This window comes from Amycolatopsis sp. NPDC051373, assembly GCF_040689465.1.
GTDB lineage: Bacteria > Actinomycetota > Actinomycetes > Mycobacteriales > Pseudonocardiaceae > Amycolatopsis.
In genome coordinates this window covers 60,449-76,508 of sequence record NZ_JBFBAE010000007.1, presented here as the reverse complement: position 1 = coordinate 76,508, position 16,060 = coordinate 60,449, and the positions used below count along the sequence as shown (strand labels likewise).

The window sequence follows — 16,060 nt, the reverse complement described above, 5'->3', positions numbered from 1 at the left end:
TCCATGAGTGTCACGGGGGTGTCGCTTTTCGTGGCCGTCCCTGCCGCGGTGCTGGGCGCGGCGTGCATGGGAATCGCCAGCGCCGCCCAGGCAAAGGCGGCCAAAGAGGTCGAGCCGGCGAACCCGCTCGATCTCACGTTGTTCAGGCGCCTCGTCGGTCGACCATTGTGGCTCATCGGCATCGTGGCGACCGTACTGGGGCTCGTGCTGCAGCTCGTCGCGCTCGCGTTCGGGCCGTTGCTGCTGGTCCAGCCGTTGCTCATCACGTCGCTGATCTTCGCTGGGTTCGTCTTCGCGCGGCTCGAGCGACGAGGTCCCGACCGGGTGATGAGCGCCGGCTCGGCGCTGTGCGTTGTCGGGCTCGCGGTGTTCCTCGTGATCGCCCGCCCCAGCGGCAACGGCGACGTGCTCGTCACGGGCGCCAAGCTGCTCCCGCTCGGCATCGCGCTGGCCGTGGTGACGATCGCGGGCCTCGCGCTCGCCGCGCTCACCCACTCCGGCTCCGGGCGCGTGCTGGGCCTCGCTGTGGCCACGGGCGTGCTCTACGGCCTGACCGCCGGCCTGATGAAGGTCGTCGCCGGGCAGTTCCGCCAGGGCCTGGACGAACCGTTCAAGCACTGGACGCTCTACATCGTCTGCGTGGTCGGCCCGCTCGGGTTCCTGCTCAGCCAGAACACCTTCCAGCAGGGCCGCTATCTCACGCCGGCGCTGGCTGTCATCACGGCCCTCGACCCGCTCGTGGGGGTCGCGATCGGGCTGTCCTGGATGGGGGAGAGCGCCAACGGCACGCCGTGGGGGCTCGCGGGCGAGGCGTTCGCCGGTGCGGTGATCGTGGTCGGCATCGCGATGCTCTCGACGCGCGCGGCTCACCTGGACGTGGCCGCGATCGAGGAAGAACACGAACACGCCGAGGCCGAGCACGCCGGGTCGGACCCCGACGACGGGTACGGTCTGGCCGGATCCACCTGTTAGGAAACAGCTGGTGACCGCCGCTCGCGGCACCTCTGGCGAAGGGGGCGCGTTGGAGCGCGTGCTGATCGTCTCGGCGAACATGGGGGAAGGGCACAACGCCACCGGACGGGCGCTGGAGGGCGCCGTGCGGGAGCGCTGGCCCGCGGCCGAGGTGAAGTGGCTCGACGCCCTCGACCAGCTGGGGCCGGGTTTCGGAGGCCTGTTCCGCCGCATCTACGTCGCCAACGTCGAGACCACCCCGTGGCTGTACGAGTTCTTCTACGACGCCATCTGGCGCCTCGCCTGGTTCGCGGCGGCGTCGAAGCGCTTCACCGCGTCCTGGTGCGGGCGGCGCCTCGCGAAACCGGTGGCGGACTTCGCGCCGGACCTCGTGTTGTCCACCTATCCGATGGGCACGGCCGGGCTGGCGTGGCTGCGCCGGCGCGGGAAGCTGGAGGCGCCGATCGGTGCGTGGGTGTCGGACTTCGCGCCGCACCCGTTCTGGGTCTACGGCTCGGCCGACCTCACGATGGTGATGCACGAAGTCGCCGTGGGCCTGGCGCGCCGTTGCGCGCCCTCGGCCGCGGTCGGGGTGTCGGCGCCGCCGGTGCGCGCCGAGTTCCGGCCCGGCGACCGTGCAGGCGCGCGTCAGTGGCTGGGCTTGCGGCCGGACGCGTTCGTGGCGTTGGTTTCGTGCGGCTCGCTCGGGTTCGGCGACGTCGAGGGCACGGTGCGTGAGCTGCTCGCCGCCGGGCCCGAGGTGGTGCCCGTGGCGATCTGCGGCCGCAACGAGGCTTTGCGGCACCGGCTCGAACGGCTCGACGAGCCGCGCCTGCGGGTCGTGGGCTGGACCGACCGGATGGCCGACTACACGATCGCCTCCGACGTCGTGGTGACGAACGCCGGTGGCGCGACCGGGCTGGAAGCCCTGGCGTGCGGGCGGCCCGTGCTCATGCACCGGCCCATCGCCGCGCACGGCAAGGCCAACGCCCGGCTGATGGCCGGGGCCGGTCTCGCACTCGTGACCGAGAAGGACGGTGAGCTCACCGGCTCCGTCCGCACGCTGCTCGCCGAACCGGAGCGGCTCAAGGCGATGGCGGAGGCGGCCACGCGCCACTGCGATTCGGCCACTTCGCTCACGGCGGCGCTCGAGTCGCTCGTCGACTCGCCGCTCAACCCGGCGCCGCAGCGGCTGCGGCCCGAAGACGCGTTGTTCCTCCACGTCGCGACGCCGCAGGTGCCGCAGCAGGTCGGCGCGGTGCTGATGCTCGACCCGAAGGCCGACGGTTCCCGCCCCACGCACGCGGACGCCGTCCACCTGCTCTCGGCGACGCCCGGCTTGCGCGCGCGGCTCTTGCCGGGCGGTGGCCTGTGGCGGGCGAAGTGGCAGGAGGACCCGGCGCGCACGGCCGACGGCATCCTCGGCGACGTCGAGCTGCCGGCGGGCAGCGAGCTCGAGTCCTCGCTCACCGCGCAGATGGACGACTTCTTCTCCGAGCCGGTCTCCCCGGAACACCCGGTGCGCGCGCGGCTCGTGACGGGCATCGAGGGCGAGCAGGGCGCGTTGCTCATCGCCCTGCACCACGCGGCGAGCGACGGCATCGCGGTGATCGGCGCCCTCGTCGGGCAGGCTCGCGGCAAACCGCCGCTGGACCCGCCGCCGGCGCTGATGCGCCGCAGCCGGCTGCGCGGGGCGGCCGACCGTGTCTCGGCCGCGGCGCGGAAACGGCCTGGGCGCAGGAAGGAAGCCGAGGAGCTGGCCCGCGGCATCTGGGCGCTCGCGCGGGCGGGCACCGCGCCGCGCGTGCGGTGGGAGACCGAGATCTCGGGCCCGCGGCGGCATTACGCGCGAGCGCACCTGTCGGCGCCGCAGGTGCGGGCGGCCGCACGCAAGGTCGGCGTGCCGACCACGGACTTCGTGCTCGCGCTCGTCGCGGAAGCCGTGCACCAGGAACTGGGCGCGGCCGCGCCGGAGCGGGTGCGGGTGCTGATCCCGATGTCCATTCGCGACACCGGCACGTTCCGCCAGCTGGGGAACCACACAGGGGCCGCGAGCGTCGACCTGCCGACCGGTGCGATGTCGCTGGCCGAACGCGTGCGCGCGACGCGGGAGCTGCTGGCCGAGCAGGTGACCCGGGGCGCGCCCCGGGCGGGCAACGCCGTGGTGCGCGTGATCGGGATCCTGCCGCCGTGGCTGCACCGGCGCGTGGCACGGTTGGTCTACCGCGGCACCTGGTTCAGCATGATCGCCTCGGTGCTGCCGGGCGCGCGTTCGCCGGTGGTGCTCAACGGTTCCCTCGTGCGCACCGTGTACCCCGTGCTGTCGCTGGCGCCGGACGTGCCGGTGGCGGTGGGTGTGATGACGTGGGCCGACCGGTTCACCGTGTGTGTGACGGTGCCCGCCGGCCACGCCGCGCGAGGCGACCGGATGGCGGGCACCGTGACCTCGGCGTTCGCCCGGTTGCAGTCCGAAGTGGACTGACCCGTCAGGAGAAGTGCGTGGTCGGCCGGGGGATCTCCTGGCCGTCGACGAAGAGGTCGACCTTCTCGTTGTAGAAGCAGATCAGGTTGGAGATCGCGCTGAGCGAGCGCGTGGGGAAGTCGTAGGACCAGGCCAGGTCCTGGTGCACGACGTCGCCGACGCGCACGGACCAGTAGCCGGTGGTGGTGCCCTTGTACGGGCACTCGGTGACGGTGGCGGTGGGCACGAGGTGGGAGAAGTCCACCTCGGTGCGGTTGAGGTAGTATCGCGTCGGCAGGCCGGTTTCGAACAGCAGCACCGGAGACGACGACTCGGCGAGCGTCCGGCCTTCCAGCGCGACGCGCACGTGCCGGGTGGAACGCAGGGCGTCGACGCGCGCGTACGGGTTGCGCGGGTGGACGAACACCTGCTCGTCCTCCTCGAACCACGCGTCGAGGGCCGCCCACTCGAACCGGACGTGGTCCGCGAGCCCGGAGGTGGCGTCCTCACCGTAGAGGCGCGCGGCCGCGGTCTTGACCTTGTCGCCCGCCTTGAGGGTCTGGCGGCGCGCGGTGCCGCGCTTGAGGTGCTGCGGGTGGTTCTCGTCCACGAGCACGCCGGGCGTCACGTCGGCGGCCGGGATGTAGTACTGCGGGTAGTACGGCCACTCCCACACGTACAGCGCGCGGGTGGTGTCGAGTACCGTCTCACCGCCGAGCACGGCGCGGATCCGCCGGGGCACGGGCTCGACGTGGTCGATCGGGGTGATCGCGTCCGGGTAGTCGCGCATCGGGATCTCCTCGGTTCGGCCGGGCCGGTTTCCGGTGTGACAGCTCCGGCTGCGCTGGAACTGGGGCGTTGAAAAAGGAGCGCTGAAAAAGAGGCGCCGAAACCCGGGCGCTGGAAAAAAGGCGCCGAAAAGCGCGCGGCGCGCGGACGTGGGTCCGCGCGCCGTCGTGATCAGGCCGTCGCCCGCTTGGGCAGCTTCCACCCGGGGCGGGGGAAGTGGCAGGTGTAGCCGTTCGGGTACTTCTGGAGGTAGTCCTGGTGCTCGGGCTCGGCCTCCCAGAAGTCACCGGCCGGGGTGACCTCGGTGACGACCTTGCCGGGCCAGAGGCCGGAGGCCTCGACGTCGGCGATGGTGTCTTCGGAGACCTTCTTCTGCTCGTCGTTCGTGTAGTAGATCGCCGAGCGGTAGCTCATGCCGATGTCGTTGCCCTGGCGGTTCTTCGTCGTGGGGTCGTGGACCTGGAAGAAGAACTCGAGCAGGTTGCGGAAGTCCGTCTGGGAGGGGTCGTAGAGGACCTCGATGGCCTCGGCGTGGGTGCCGTGGTTGCGGTAGGTGGCGTTGGGTGTGTCGCCGCCGCTGTAGCCGACGCGCGTGGACACGACGCCGGGCTGGTGGCGGAACAGCTCCTCCATGCCCCAGAAGCACCCGCCGGCGAGGATCGCCTTTTCGGTCGTCACGTCGTCTCCTTACTTGTCGGTGTTGTCGGTGAAGAGGGCACGGAAGTCTCCATACCCCTCTTTGTCCAGGTCGTCGAGGTGGATGAACTTCAACGACGCGGAGTTGATGCAGTAGCGCAGGCCGCCCTTGTCGAGCGGGCCGTCGTCGAAGACGTGGCCGAGGTGGCTGTCACCGTGCAGCGAACGGACCTCCGCCCGGATCATGCCGTGGCTGAAGTCGTTGCGCTCGACGACGTTCGTCGTCTTCTGGATCGGCTTGGTGAAGCTCGGCCAGCCGGAGTGGCTGTCGTACTTGTCGACCGACGCGAACAGCGGCTCGCCGGACACGACGTCGACGTAGATGCCGGGCTCGTGGTTGTCCCAGTAGGCGTTCGCGAACGCCCGCTCGGTCCCGTCCTGCTGGGTCACGCGGTACTGCTCCGGGGTCAGCCGGGACACGGCTTCCGGGTTCTTGTTGTACTGGGTCTGCTGGGACACAGCTCTCCCTTCGCGGCCTCTCGGCTCGGGCTGGGGAACCAGGTGAAACGCACCTGAACGTACAGCTATACAGACACCGTACGGGCACTTTCTATTCCCTCGGACGGCCGCTTGCGCCCCCGTCCGACTTCTGTAAGAAATCGGTCTCCACCAGCAGATCGAGCAGGGTCCGCAGCGCCCGGCCGGGGGCCTTTTCACCGTGGCTCACGACCGAGAGCGGCCACGTGAGCCCGGCGTCGTCCAGCGGCACCACGGCCGTGCCGGGAGCGGTCAGCGGCACGAGGTCCGGGACCACGGCGACGCCCAGCCCCGCGGCGACGTACAGGGGCATCACCCGGAGGTCGGCGACCTCCACGGGAACCCGGCGCCCGACGCCGAGGGACTCGCAGGCCCGGTCGATGGCGATGCGGTTGCCGAAGCCGCGGGGCGCGTCCACGAACCGCTCGCCGGCCAGGTCCCGCAACGAGATCGACGGCCGGCCGGCGAGCGGGTGCGCGGCCGGGAGGACGGCGAGGTAGGGGACCGTGACGATCGTGCGCACGGTCAGGCCCGGCAGCTCGCTCTCGGGCAGGCCGAGCAGCGCGAGGTCGAGCCGGCCGTGGCGGACGTCCTCGGCCAGGCCGGTCGGGCCCGTCACCGACACCGTGAGGTGCAGGTCGACCAGCGGGTGCCGGTCGTGGAACGTGCCGAGCAGCGCGGGCAGGTCGAGGGCGCCGACGCTGGTGAGCGTGCCCACCCGCAGGCTCCCGCGCAGGCCGGCCGAGGCCTCCTGCACCACCTCGCGGGCGCGCTCCACGGCGTCGAGCGCCGCCTTCGCCTCCGGCAGGAACAACGCGCCCGAGGCCGAGAGCGCGACCCTGCGCGTCGAGCGGTCGAACAACGTCGTGCCCAGCTCCGTCTCCAGCGTGCGGATCGTGGCCGACACCGTGGACTGGACGGCGAACAACCGCTGAGCCGCGCGCGTGAAGCTGAGCTCCTCGGCCACGGCCACGAAGTACTCGAGCTGGCGGGTCTCCACGGCATGAATTATCGCATCGAGCGATAACTGTTGCCAAGACTTTTCGTTGGACGGAATGAGTCGCCGAGGGGATGGTTGAAGGCACAAGGATCTTCCGGGGAAGGCAGCCATGCTCCACACCGTTTCGCCCGTCACAGCCCGCACAATCCGCCCGCGGCTCACTCACGACTGGGGCTTCCGCGTGATCGCCCTCGCGTTCGCCGCGTCGCTCGCGTTCTCCACCGTGCCGACGCCGCTGTACTCGATTTACCAGCGCCAGGACGGGTTCCCGACGTTCGTGGTCACCCTCGTCTTCGTCGCCTACGCCGTGGGCGTGATGGCGAGCCTCTACCTCGCCGGCCACGTGAGCGACTGGCTCGGCCGGCGCCGCGTGATCGTCGCCGCCACACTCGCCGAAGCGCTGGCGGCCGCGTTGTTCCTGTCGTCGCCGGAGGCGCCGGTGCTCCTGCTGGCCCGGCTGGTCAGCGGCGCCGGCATCGGCGCGCTCACCGCCACTGCCACCGCGCACCTGTCGGAGCTGCGCGCGGTCGCGCGGCCCGGTGAGCACGCCGGCCGCGCCGGGCTGATCGCGAGCGTGGTGAACCTCGGCGGGCTCGGCCTCGGCCCGCTCGTCGGCGGGTTCTTCGCGAAGTACGCGACGAGCCCGCTCACCACACCGTTCGCGGTGTTCCTGGTGGTGCTGCTCGTGGCCGCGATCGCCGTGGCGCTGGTGCCCGAGACCGTCGAGCCGTGGGACGAGCCGCCCGCGTACCGGCCGCAGCGGCTGACGCTCCCGGCCGACGCGAAGCCGACGTTCTTCGGCGCGGCCATCGCGGTGTTCGCCTCGTTCGCGATCACGGGACTGTTCGCGGCCCTGGCGCCGACGCTGCTCGCCCAGGGTCTGCACCAAAGCGGCCATCTGCTCGCCGGGATCGCGGCGGCGTCACTGCTGGTCGCCGCCGCGTTCGGGCAGATCGTCTTCGCGCGACTCACGGTCGCGCGCCAGCTGCGGCTCGGCTTCACGCTGATGGCCGTGGGACTCGTGGTGCTGCCGGTCGCCGCGCTGCTGCCTTCGTTGTGGCTGTTCTTCGCCGGCAGCCTGCTGGCCGGCACGGGCATGGGGCTCGGATTCCGCGCGTCGGTGACCACTGTGGCCACGCTGACCGGTCCGCGCTCGCGCGGGCAGGTGCTGGCGGCGCTGTTCCTCGCGGCTTACGCGGGCCTCGTCGTGCCGGTGCTCGCCGTCGGGCTGGCGCTGGTGTGGGTGTCGAGCCCGATGGCGCTGCTGGGGTTTTCCGCGGCCGAGCTCCTGCTGCTCGTCTGGTCGGCGAACCGCATCCTGCGGCCCGCTACCCGGCCGGTTCGAGCCGCCAGTTGAGCGTCACCGTGGTGCCGTCCGGGCGCTGCACGCATTCGCTTTCGTGCGCCAGTCCCTGCATCAACGGCAGGCCGCGGCCGCGCAGGCCGTTGGTCGGGCGGGGCGGCAGCCAGCGGCCGTAGTCGGTGACGATCACGGTGACGGTTCCGCCCACGCAGGTCGCGAGGACGTCGAGGACGCCGGTTTCCCGGCCCTCGTAGGCGTGTTCGGCGGAGTTGGCCATGGCCTCGTAGCTCGCCATCACCACGTCCTCCTGCTGCGTGGTGCTCATGCCGAGGCCCGCGACCCAGCCGGCGAGGCCGCGGCGCAGGCCGCTCAGCGGCTCCGGCGCGGCGGTGACGCGGCGGCGGAACTCCGGCGTCAGGCGATCTTCGGTCGCGCGCCCCGTCACGCCGCACCTCCGTCGCGGCGGCGCACGTGGATCAGGGCGATGTCGTCGTCGTGGCTGCCGCCGGTGAGTTCGTGGATCAGGCGGTCCCGCGCGGTTTCCGCGTCGGAGCCCTCGAGCAGGCCATCGCGCAGGCCACCGAGCGCGTCGAGCAGCCCGGCGATGCCGGCGGTGAGGTCGCGGATGCGGCTCTCGACCAGACCGTCGGTGTAGAGCACGAGGTCGGTGCCGGGCGGGAAAGCCACCTGCTCCTGCGGGAACTCCGCGCCGACGCCGAGCGGCTGGGCGAGCGCCTCGCCGATCTGCTGGGGCGTGCCGTCGGCGTGGACGAGCACGGCGGGCAGGTGCCCGGCGTTCGCGTACGTCAGCGAGTGGTCTGCGGGGTCGTGCACGGCGTAGAAACAGGTCACGAAACTCGGCTCGGCGAACCGGCCGGTGAGCTGTGAGACGTTGCGCAGGACCTCCGACGGCGGCAGCTCCAGTAGCGCGTATGAGCGGATCGCGGTGCGGACCTGGCCCATCACGGTGGCGGCGGTGACGCCGTGGCCGACGACGTCGCCGATCACGAACGCGGTGGCGCCCGAGCCAAGGCGGAGCACGTCGAACCAGTCGCCGCCGACCTTGCTGCCGGTGGCGGCCGGCGGGTAGCGCGTGACGAGGTCGAGGCCCGGGATCCGCGGCGCGGCGGGCACCATGCTCCGCGAGAGCTCGGCGGCGAGGGTCCGCTCGCGTTCGAAGAGGCGGGCGTTGTCCAACGCGATGGCGGCGTAGCCCGCGATGCCTTCGGCGAGGTACTCGTGGCGCTCGGTGAACCGGCCGGTTTCGGGGTGGCCGAAGAAGAACCCGCCGAGCACGTCGCCGCTGGTGGGGCTGACGACCGACACGGCGAGATAGCTGCGCACGGGCAGGTGCCCTTCGGGCATGCCGTGGTAGGGCGCGTTGTGGCCGAACCGCGGGTCGGCCGTGATGTCCGCGCTGCGGACGGTGAGGGTGCCGTCGAACGTCGGGCCGAACACGGCGGTGTTGCGGGGCACGGGGAAGCGGGAGAACGCTTCGCGCGGCACGCCGGAGAGGGTGTAGAGCGTGTACGACTCGCCGAACTGGTCGACGAGGTTGTAGAAGAACGCGCCGACGGCCGCGCCCGTCGCCCCGGTGGCGGCGTCGGTCGCTTCCTGGACCACGACGTCGAGGTCGAGCTGGGCGGTGAGCCGGCGGCCGATCGAGTGCAGCGCGTCGACGACGCCGGCCTCGGCGCGCAGCCGCCTGACGGTGCCGGTGAGCTCGGCCGTCGCGGCGTCGACCCCGGCCGCGGTCGGTGCGAGGCGGGCGCCCTCGGGAGCGTCGGTGTGCAGCAGCACGGTGGCGTCCTCGTCGGTGACGACCACGGCGCCCGTCACGCGTTGAGCCGGGACGAGCTGGGCCACGGTCGCGGCGTCGGGGACCACGATCCGGCCGCGGCCCCGGTAGTCCGCGGCGTCGAGCCGGCGGATCCGCACGGCCACGGGCCGACCCTCGGCGTCGACGAACGCCTTGCGCACGGCCGCGGCCACGGGCCCGAGGCCGTCGGCGGTGGTCATGCGCCCGCCAGCGCGGCGGGCACGGACGGGAACACGGCGAGCTCGTCGGTCAGGCGGGTCATCTCCAGCGGCCGCAGTGTGAGCCGGCTGCTCGCGACCACGCGCACGTCGGCGGGTTCGGCCTGCCGGTGGGCCCACACGAGCACCGCCATCCCCGCCGACGCCAGGAAGTCGACGGCGCTGAGGTCGATCACGAGCACCGGCGCCCCCGTGCGCGCGGCGCGGTCCACGAGGCGGCGCAGCTTGGGGGCGAGCGCGAGGTCGAGAGCGCCGCTCACGGCCGGCACCGTGGCGCCGTCGTCCTCACTGAGCGCGACGGCGCCGCCCGTGGTTTCCACCCGGCCCGCGTCGTCGGAGGGGGCACCGGACTCAGCCATGCGCAGATAATGCCAAGCCGCGTCCGTCTCGCCCGGCTGTACCCCGTTCGGTGCAGTGCGGGGCAATCTCGGGGCCGGCGACCGGTTCGGTGACCGAATGATCAGGCGTCGTTCAGCGCCCGGGCGAAGGCGGTGTGCACGCGCAGGTACTGGCGAAGCGGAAGGGCGTCGCCGGGCGCGGGGGAGGCCAGCCGGCGGGTGGCCCACGTGTTCCAGGTGAGGTGCGCTTGGGCAATCGACAGCCGCGCGGCCGCGGCGACCTCGGCGGGGCCTTCGCCGGCGAGAACGGCTTCGTGCATGAGACGCGGGCTGCTGCGCCGGATCCAGTCCTGCAGCGAAGCCATGGCCGCGAGGCGGTGGAGCTGAGAGCCGGATCCCCCGGTGTCGGTGTTCGTGTCCGGGGCAGTTGTGTGCACGCCGGTGAGGTCCGGCGCGGTGGCGCCCGGTGCGCCGGCGTCCAGTGCGGGCGCGGCCGGAGCCGGTGCCGCACGCGGGAATTCGGAGCGTCCGGCGAGTTTCGCGGGCGCCTTTTCGGTGATCTCGGGGGTGAGTGAGGTCGTCATGGCGATTCTCCCTGGTCGGGCGGTCAGCCACACCGCGATCGTGGCCGCGCCGGTCGGGACGGGCGGCGTCCCACGGCTACCCTCTCACCCTTCGGTTCAATCCTCGGTTTTGTGAGACCGTGATCTCACTCGTTCGGGGGCGATTTCCCTTGGGGCGCCTCACCTTCCGGGACGCGCGAGCGCCGCCGGGCGGAACCCGGCGGCGCTCGTTCACCCGCGTGTCAGCCCTTGTTCTTCAGCCCGTCGACCGCGTCCTTGACCTTCTCGCCGGCCTGCTTGAGCGCACCCTTGGTCTGGTCCGCCTTGCCCTCGGTCTGCCACTGCTCGTTTCCGGTGGCGTTTCCGAGCGCTTCTTTGGCGCGGCCCTTCAATTCATCGGCCTTGTTCTGCATTTTGTCGTTCACGACCGCTCCTTTCGCGAAGCCGGGTGGCTACCCGTTTTCCGGCGGTTCAAACAAGTGGCCCGGTAACAAAGTGGCCCGGTGACCCAGTGGCTCAGTACCAGTGCGCGCGGCCGCCGACCTTGCGGCCGGTTCCGCCCAGGATGGCCAGGACCGCACCGATGACCAGCAGGACGATGCCGATCGTCCACAGGATCGAGATGCCGGTGATGAAACCGACGACGAGCAGGATGACTCCGAGCACGATCATGGATTCTCCAGCTGTTCGTTTGGGGACCGATGGTTCCGGAGTACCCGGCCGGGCGATCTCGCAAACACTCTCGGGTCCGGTCCGGTGTGGACGTACCAGTGGTCTGATCCGGTGGCCGAATCGGTGGAACCGGTTCCGGAGAGTTCATTCGGTCACCGAAGGAATATGCGCACAGGTGGGCGAAGCTGCGGTTTTGTACCGCCTTTGCCAGGGCCGACCAGGATGTGAAACCGCTTTGCGGCGGGGTGCAAGCGGCCTAGCTTTTGAGCCCGACAGATCGATTTCTCACCGAATGAGGGGAGCCGGTGCGTGGCCTCGGGCGAACTCGCGACGACGGCGCCGGTCGGGCTCGGCTGGCTCGCCGTGCGGATCGGCGAACGCACGGCGCGCGGCATCGCGGGCGCGGTGTCGGGCCTCATCCGCGACGGTGAGGTACTGCCCGGCACGCGGCTGCCGACCGTGCGCGCGCTCGCGGCCGAGCTGTCGGTGAGTCCCACGACGATCGCGGAGGCGTGGGCGCAGCTGCGCGCGGCCGGGCTGATCGGCACCGGCCGCAGGCGTGGCACGACAGTGCTGGCCCCGCCCGCCGGGCTCCCGCCCGCGCAGATGTTCCCGGGCTGGCAGTCGGTGGACCTGGAGCACGGCTCACCCGATCCCGCGCTGCTGCCGCCGCTGGAGGACGCGGTGGCCGCCGGGGTGCGGGCGGAGCGGCCGGCGGCGAAGGAACCGATCAGCTCCCGGCTGCGGGCCGCGGTGAAGCCGGAGTGGCCGTTCGCGGCGGAAGCTTGGACGGTCGCCGCCGGTGGTCAGGAAGGCGTGGCGTTGGCGTGCCGGGCGGTGGCCCGGCCCGGCGACGTGGTCGCGGTCGAGGAACCCACCGCGCCGTCGCTGCTGCGGCACCTGCGCGCGGCGCGCATCCACGTGGTTCCGGTGCGCTGCGACGAAACCGGCCCGCGCGCCGACGCGCTCGAAGCCGCGCTGGCGCACCGGCCCGTCGCCTTCGTCTACCAGCCGCGCGCGCAGAACCCGCTGGGCCACACCGTGTCCGCCGCTCGCGTCGCCGAGCTCGCCGCCGTGCTCGCGCGTACCGACGCGGCCGTGATCGAGGCCGACGACTTCGGCCCGCTCGCCGCCTCGGCGGGGGCGAGCCTGGGCACGCACCTGCCCGGGCAAGTGCTGCTGGTGCGGTCGTATTGCACGGCCTTCGGCACCGAGCTGCGCAGCTGCGTGCTCGGCGGCTCGGCCGCGCTCGTGGAGCGGGTGCGCGCACACCGGACGTTCGGCACCGCGTGGTCCAGCCGGGTGCTGCATGACGCGCAGGCGTTCCTGCTCACCGACACCGCCACGGACGCGCTGGTCCACCGCGCGCGCCGGCGCTACGCGGGTCGCCGGGCGGTGCTCGCCGAGGCCCTGCGCGACCACGGCCTCGACGTGGCCGTGGGCGACGGGCTCACGCTGTGGGTGCCGGTGCCCGAGGAGACCCGCACTTTGGTCACGCTGGCCGCGCACGGCGTTTCCGTTGGCGCGGGCAGCCGGTGTTTCACCGGCCGCTCCGGCGCGCCGCACATCCGCGTCGCCGTGGGCCAGCTGCCCGACGACCCGGCCCCGGTCGGCGACCTGGCCGGGATGATCGCGCGGGCGGCCGGCGTCCGGTCCCGCCGCAGCGCCTGAGCCCGTCAGACGGCCTCGAAGTGCTCCACCCGCGGCGGCGCGGCGAGGTAGGGCCCGAGCAACGCGCCGTACGCCGCGTAGCGGTCGGTGCCCCGGAAGTGCTCCAGGTGGTGCTGCTTCGACTCCCACTCGACGACGCCGACGAAGCGGTCCGGGCTCTCTTCACTGCGCATCATCCGCGCACTGCGGCAGCCGGGCGTGGTCGCGAGCAGCTCGTGGGCTTTCGCGTACGCGGCGGCGAATTCGTCGCCGGCGCCCGGTTTCACGTCGACGATCGCGATTTCGGTGATCACCCCTGTCGTTCTACTCCGGACTCGCGATCACCGGTACTGCCGGCTCGGTGATCGACCTGAGGGACTAGTACCTCCGCCGCTTCCGGCGCGCGGGCCGGGTGGGCAGGGTGGCGCGCATGATCCGTCCCCACCTGCCCGGCGGGCCCGCCGCTGGACGATCTCGCTCGCCGTCGTGCTCGTGCTGGTGCTGGTGCTCGCCGGCGGGTACGCCCTGCTGCGGGTGGCCGACGCGCGCACGTTCCAGTTCTTCGGCGGCCTCACCGACCAGGTCGAGACCTCGCAGAAAGTCGTGGCGCTGACCTTCGACGACGGGCCCGATCCGGCCGGCGTGACGCCGGTGCTCGCGACGCTGGCCTCGCGCGGGGTGACGGCCACTTTCTTCCTCATCGGACGAGAACTGGAGGCACAGCCCGAGCTGGGTCGCGAGCTCGCCGCGGCCGGGCACGAGCTGGGCAACCACACCTACTCGCACGAGCGCATGGTGCTGGTGACGCCCGGCTACGTCGCGTCGGAGATCGAACGTACCGACGCGCTCATCGGCCGGACCGGCTACCGGGGGAAATCACCGTGCGCCCGCCCAACGGCAAGAAGCTGCTCGCGCTCCCGTGCTACCTCCACCAGCACGGCCGGCGGACGATCATGTGGGACGTCGAGCCGAACTCCTACCCCGACGTCGACGCTTCGGCCACCGTGACCGCCGCGTACGTGGTGAGCCACGTGCGTCCGGGCTCGATCGTGGTGCTGCACGCGATGTACCCCGCTCGCGAGGCGACGCGGGAAGCGCTCGGCCCGGCGATCGACGGGCTGCGGGCACGGGGCTACCGGTTCGTCACGGTGTCGCAGCTGCTGGCGTTGCGGGGCAAGGGGTGACGGCCACGCGCTGGCCCGCGAAGGTCTCGCCCTCATCCTCGCCGCGCAGCCGGATCTCACCGTGACGGGGCGTGCACGCCGACGGCGCAGAGCTGCTCGCGGTGCCGGGCGACCTGGGTGGCGTGGTGCTGCTGGACCTGAACCTGCCGGGCCTCGACGGCCTCGAGGTGTTGCGGCGGCTGCGGGCGCGCGCGCCCCGCCCGCGCGTGGTGATGCTGACGACGATCGGGCGGGCGAGCGACATCCGCCGCGCCCTGGCCGAGGGCGCGGACGGGTTCGTGCTCGAGGACTCCACGGGCGAAGAGCTGGCCGCCGCGGTGCGCGCGGCGCACGCGGGGATGACCGCCGTCAGCGCGGCCGTCGCCGCGGAGCTCGGGGTGCCGGCCGAACCGTTCACCCCGCGCGAACGCGACGTGCTGGCGTTGCTCGGCCGCGGACTGTCCAATCGGGACATCGCCGCCGAGCTCGGCCTGGCGGAACGCACGGTCAAGGTCCACGCGGGCAACTGCTCGCGAAGCTTCAGGTGGGCAGCCGCACGCAGGCGGCGCCGGCGGCGGAGCGGGTGCTGGGCTGAGGCGTGCGTTCGCCCTCCGCGAGACCGGTGGCGGCGCCGCGGCGGGCGCGCCAGGGTGAGGGCATGAGACTTCTCGTGCTGGGTGGGACGGTGTTCGTCGGACGGGCCGTCGCGGCGGAGGCGCTGCGACGGGGTCACGAGGTCGTGTGCGCGGCGCGCGGCGAGTCGGGGACAGTGCCCGACGGTGCGCGGCTGATCAAGGGGGACCGGGACGATCCGGACGGATTGGCTTCGCTACCCGATTTCGACGCCGTGGTGGACGTGGCGCCGATGTCGTTCCCGTGGGTGCAGCGGGCGCTGGCGGCGCTCGCGGACCGCGTGGCGCACTGGACGTTCGTCTCGACGATCAACGTCTACGCCGACGAGGCGACGCCCGGCCAGACCCCGGCGACCGGCCCACTGGTGGACTCGCTGCCGCGCCACGCGACCCGCGACGACCTGACCGCGGAAGGCGGCACCGGGCTGTACGGCGGCATCAAGGTGGCCGGCGAGAACGCCGTGCGCGCCGCGCTGGAGGAGCGCGCCTTCGTGGTGCGGCCCGGCCTGATCACCGGCCCCGGCGACGGCAGCGACCGCTTCGGCTACTGGCCCGGCCGCTTCGCCCGCGGCGGGCGCGTGCTCGTGCCCGCCTCCGACCGGCTCGCGCAGTACATCGACGTGCGCGACCTCGCGGCCTGGATCGTCACCGCGTTCGAGACGGGAATGGGCGGCACCTTCGACGGGATCGGGCCCGCGGTCGACCTGGACAAGCTGCTCGCGGACATCGCCGCGGCCGTCGGAACCGACGTCGAGTTCGTGCCCGCCACGGATACCCAGCTGGAAACCGCCGGCGTCGCCCCGTGGTCCGGTCCACGTTCCCTGCAGCTGTGGCTCCCACCCACCTACGCCGGCCTCGCCTCCCACGACCCGGCCCCGTCGCTGGCGGCGGGCCTGGACGTCCGTCCCCTCGCCGACGCCGTCGCGGGCGCCCTGGCGCGCGAACACGAGCTGGGCCTGGACCGCGACCGGCGCTCGGGCCTGTCGGCAGCCGAGGAGGCGGAGGTGCTGGCGGGGTTGTGATCAGGTGAGATCTGGGGGAGGGGCGTGGCTGCTGGGGGAGCTGGGTCGGTTCGCGGGCAGCCGCTTCACCGCCGGGACGCGCCGGCGAGCAGGGGTTGGCTTTCGCGAGTCACTCCGCCGACGGTCACGGGGACCGGGTCGGTTCGTCACGAACCGGTCCACGGGCGGGGCAGGCGATGGGTGAACTCGCGGCAAGCCACTTCGCAGGCCGGCGGGAGTCGGTGTACCAGGCCGGTTCGCGGCGAAGCCGCTTGCCGCCGGGCACGCGGCAGGGGGCTGGGGTCGGTTCGGGGCGGGCCGTCTCAC

At 72.5% G+C, this 16,060-nt stretch carries 19 protein-coding genes; 8 read left to right on the top strand and 11 right to left on the bottom strand.

The annotated features are described in order from the left end of the window. Positions 1 to 3 precede the first annotated feature (3 nt). Together AB0383_RS14795 and AB0383_RS14790 are read left to right on the top strand one after the other, a co-directional pair. The gene (locus AB0383_RS14795; protein WP_364175545.1) at positions 4 to 972 is read left to right on the top strand and encodes a DMT family transporter; all 969 of its coding nucleotides are present in this window, start codon (positions 4 to 6) and stop codon (positions 970 to 972) included. 10 nt (positions 973 to 982) lie between these two features. Continuing rightward, complete coding sequence (locus AB0383_RS14790) at positions 983 to 3,433, top strand: WS/DGAT domain-containing protein (RefSeq protein ID WP_366187480.1); 2,451 nt, start codon at positions 983 to 985, stop codon at positions 3,431 to 3,433. 4 nt (positions 3,434 to 3,437) lie between these two features. Here AB0383_RS14790 and AB0383_RS14785 read toward each other — a convergent pair whose 3' ends face one another. From AB0383_RS14785 to AB0383_RS14770, 4 genes are all read right to left on the bottom strand, one after another. Then, on the bottom strand, positions 3,438 to 4,202 hold the full coding sequence (locus tag AB0383_RS14785; protein ID WP_366187478.1) for a DUF427 domain-containing protein: 765 nt from the start codon (positions 4,200 to 4,202) through the stop codon (positions 3,438 to 3,440). Positions 4,203 to 4,372: 170 nt separating this feature from the next. Further along, positions 4,373 to 4,879, bottom strand: coding sequence for a peptide-methionine (S)-S-oxide reductase MsrA (gene msrA, locus AB0383_RS14780; RefSeq protein ID WP_364175553.1), 507 nt, complete (start codon positions 4,877 to 4,879; stop codon positions 4,373 to 4,375). Positions 4,880 to 4,888: 9 nt separating this feature from the next. Further along, positions 4,889 to 5,356 carry a peptide-methionine (R)-S-oxide reductase MsrB gene (gene msrB / locus AB0383_RS14775; RefSeq protein WP_364175556.1) on the bottom strand — a complete coding sequence of 156 codons (468 nt, stop codon included), beginning with the start codon at positions 5,354 to 5,356 and terminating at the stop codon, positions 4,889 to 4,891. Positions 5,357 to 5,447: 91 nt separating this feature from the next. Beyond that, the gene (locus AB0383_RS14770; RefSeq protein WP_366187475.1) at positions 5,448 to 6,374 is read right to left on the bottom strand and encodes a LysR family transcriptional regulator; all 927 of its coding nucleotides are present in this window, start codon (positions 6,372 to 6,374) and stop codon (positions 5,448 to 5,450) included. A 109-nt stretch (positions 6,375 to 6,483) separates the two neighbouring features. Here AB0383_RS14770 and AB0383_RS14765 point away from each other — a divergent pair, with 109 nt between their 5' ends. Further along, positions 6,484 to 7,731, top strand: a complete 1,248-nt coding sequence (locus AB0383_RS14765) for an MFS transporter (RefSeq protein WP_366187473.1) — start codon at positions 6,484 to 6,486, stop codon at positions 7,729 to 7,731. Here AB0383_RS14765 and AB0383_RS14760 read toward each other — a convergent pair. The 6 genes from AB0383_RS14760 to AB0383_RS14735 form a co-directional block, all read right to left on the bottom strand. Continuing rightward, positions 7,703 to 8,122 carry an ATP-binding protein gene (locus tag AB0383_RS14760; RefSeq protein ID WP_366187471.1) on the bottom strand — a complete coding sequence of 140 codons (420 nt, stop codon included), beginning with the start codon at positions 8,120 to 8,122 and terminating at the stop codon, positions 7,703 to 7,705. The two genes, AB0383_RS14765 and AB0383_RS14760, sit on opposite strands and share 29 nt — an antisense overlap. Continuing rightward, the gene (locus tag AB0383_RS14755) at positions 8,119 to 9,696 is read right to left on the bottom strand and encodes a GAF domain-containing SpoIIE family protein phosphatase (protein WP_364175564.1); all 1,578 of its coding nucleotides are present in this window, start codon (positions 9,694 to 9,696) and stop codon (positions 8,119 to 8,121) included. Before AB0383_RS14755 ends, AB0383_RS14760 begins: the two co-directional genes overlap by 4 nt. Further along, positions 9,693 to 10,073 carry an STAS domain-containing protein gene (locus tag AB0383_RS14750; RefSeq protein ID WP_366187468.1) on the bottom strand — a complete coding sequence of 127 codons (381 nt, stop codon included), beginning with the start codon at positions 10,071 to 10,073 and terminating at the stop codon, positions 9,693 to 9,695. The genes AB0383_RS14755 and AB0383_RS14750 overlap by 4 nt, the downstream gene beginning before the upstream one ends. A 101-nt stretch (positions 10,074 to 10,174) precedes the next feature. After that, positions 10,175 to 10,636 (bottom strand): hypothetical protein, encoded by a 462-nt coding sequence (locus AB0383_RS14745; RefSeq protein WP_364175570.1) that lies wholly within the window; start codon positions 10,634 to 10,636, stop codon positions 10,175 to 10,177. A gap of 221 nt (positions 10,637 to 10,857) precedes the next feature. Further along, positions 10,858 to 11,040, bottom strand: a complete 183-nt coding sequence (locus tag AB0383_RS14740; protein ID WP_364175572.1) for a CsbD family protein — start codon at positions 11,038 to 11,040, stop codon at positions 10,858 to 10,860. Between the two features lie 91 nt (positions 11,041 to 11,131). After that, complete coding sequence (locus AB0383_RS14735) at positions 11,132 to 11,287, bottom strand: hypothetical protein (RefSeq protein WP_326834498.1); 156 nt, start codon at positions 11,285 to 11,287, stop codon at positions 11,132 to 11,134. Between the two features lie 309 nt (positions 11,288 to 11,596). Here AB0383_RS14735 and AB0383_RS14730 point away from each other — a divergent pair, with 309 nt between their 5' ends. Beyond that, complete coding sequence (locus AB0383_RS14730; RefSeq protein ID WP_366187465.1) at positions 11,597 to 12,958, top strand: PLP-dependent aminotransferase family protein; 1,362 nt, start codon at positions 11,597 to 11,599, stop codon at positions 12,956 to 12,958. A 5-nt stretch (positions 12,959 to 12,963) separates the two neighbouring features. Here AB0383_RS14730 and AB0383_RS14725 read toward each other — a convergent pair whose 3' ends face one another. Further along, positions 12,964 to 13,251 carry a putative quinol monooxygenase gene (locus tag AB0383_RS14725; RefSeq protein ID WP_364175578.1) on the bottom strand — a complete coding sequence of 96 codons (288 nt, stop codon included), beginning with the start codon at positions 13,249 to 13,251 and terminating at the stop codon, positions 12,964 to 12,966. 172 nt (positions 13,252 to 13,423) lie between these two features. On the opposite strand from AB0383_RS14725, the gene AB0383_RS14720 reads away from it, so the two are divergent. The 4 genes from AB0383_RS14720 (at position 13,424) to AB0383_RS14705 (ending at position 15,754) form a co-directional block, all read left to right on the top strand. Further along, a complete protein-coding gene (locus AB0383_RS14720) occupies positions 13,424 to 13,945 on the top strand; it encodes a polysaccharide deacetylase family protein (RefSeq protein WP_366187462.1) in 522 nt (173 codons plus the stop codon). Further along, positions 13,891 to 14,121: a hypothetical protein gene (locus tag AB0383_RS14715; protein WP_366187460.1), complete on the top strand. Its 231-nt coding sequence runs from the start codon at positions 13,891 to 13,893 to the stop codon at positions 14,119 to 14,121. The genes AB0383_RS14720 and AB0383_RS14715 overlap by 55 nt, the downstream gene beginning before the upstream one ends. 71 nt (positions 14,122 to 14,192) lie before the next feature. Next, on the top strand, positions 14,193 to 14,762 hold the full coding sequence (locus tag AB0383_RS14710) for a response regulator transcription factor (RefSeq protein ID WP_366187458.1): 570 nt from the start codon (positions 14,193 to 14,195) through the stop codon (positions 14,760 to 14,762). Next, positions 14,759 to 15,754, top strand: coding sequence for an NAD-dependent epimerase/dehydratase family protein (locus AB0383_RS14705; protein ID WP_366187456.1), 996 nt, complete (start codon positions 14,759 to 14,761; stop codon positions 15,752 to 15,754). The genes AB0383_RS14710 and AB0383_RS14705 overlap by 4 nt, the downstream gene beginning before the upstream one ends. Positions 15,755 to 16,060 lie beyond the last annotated feature (306 nt).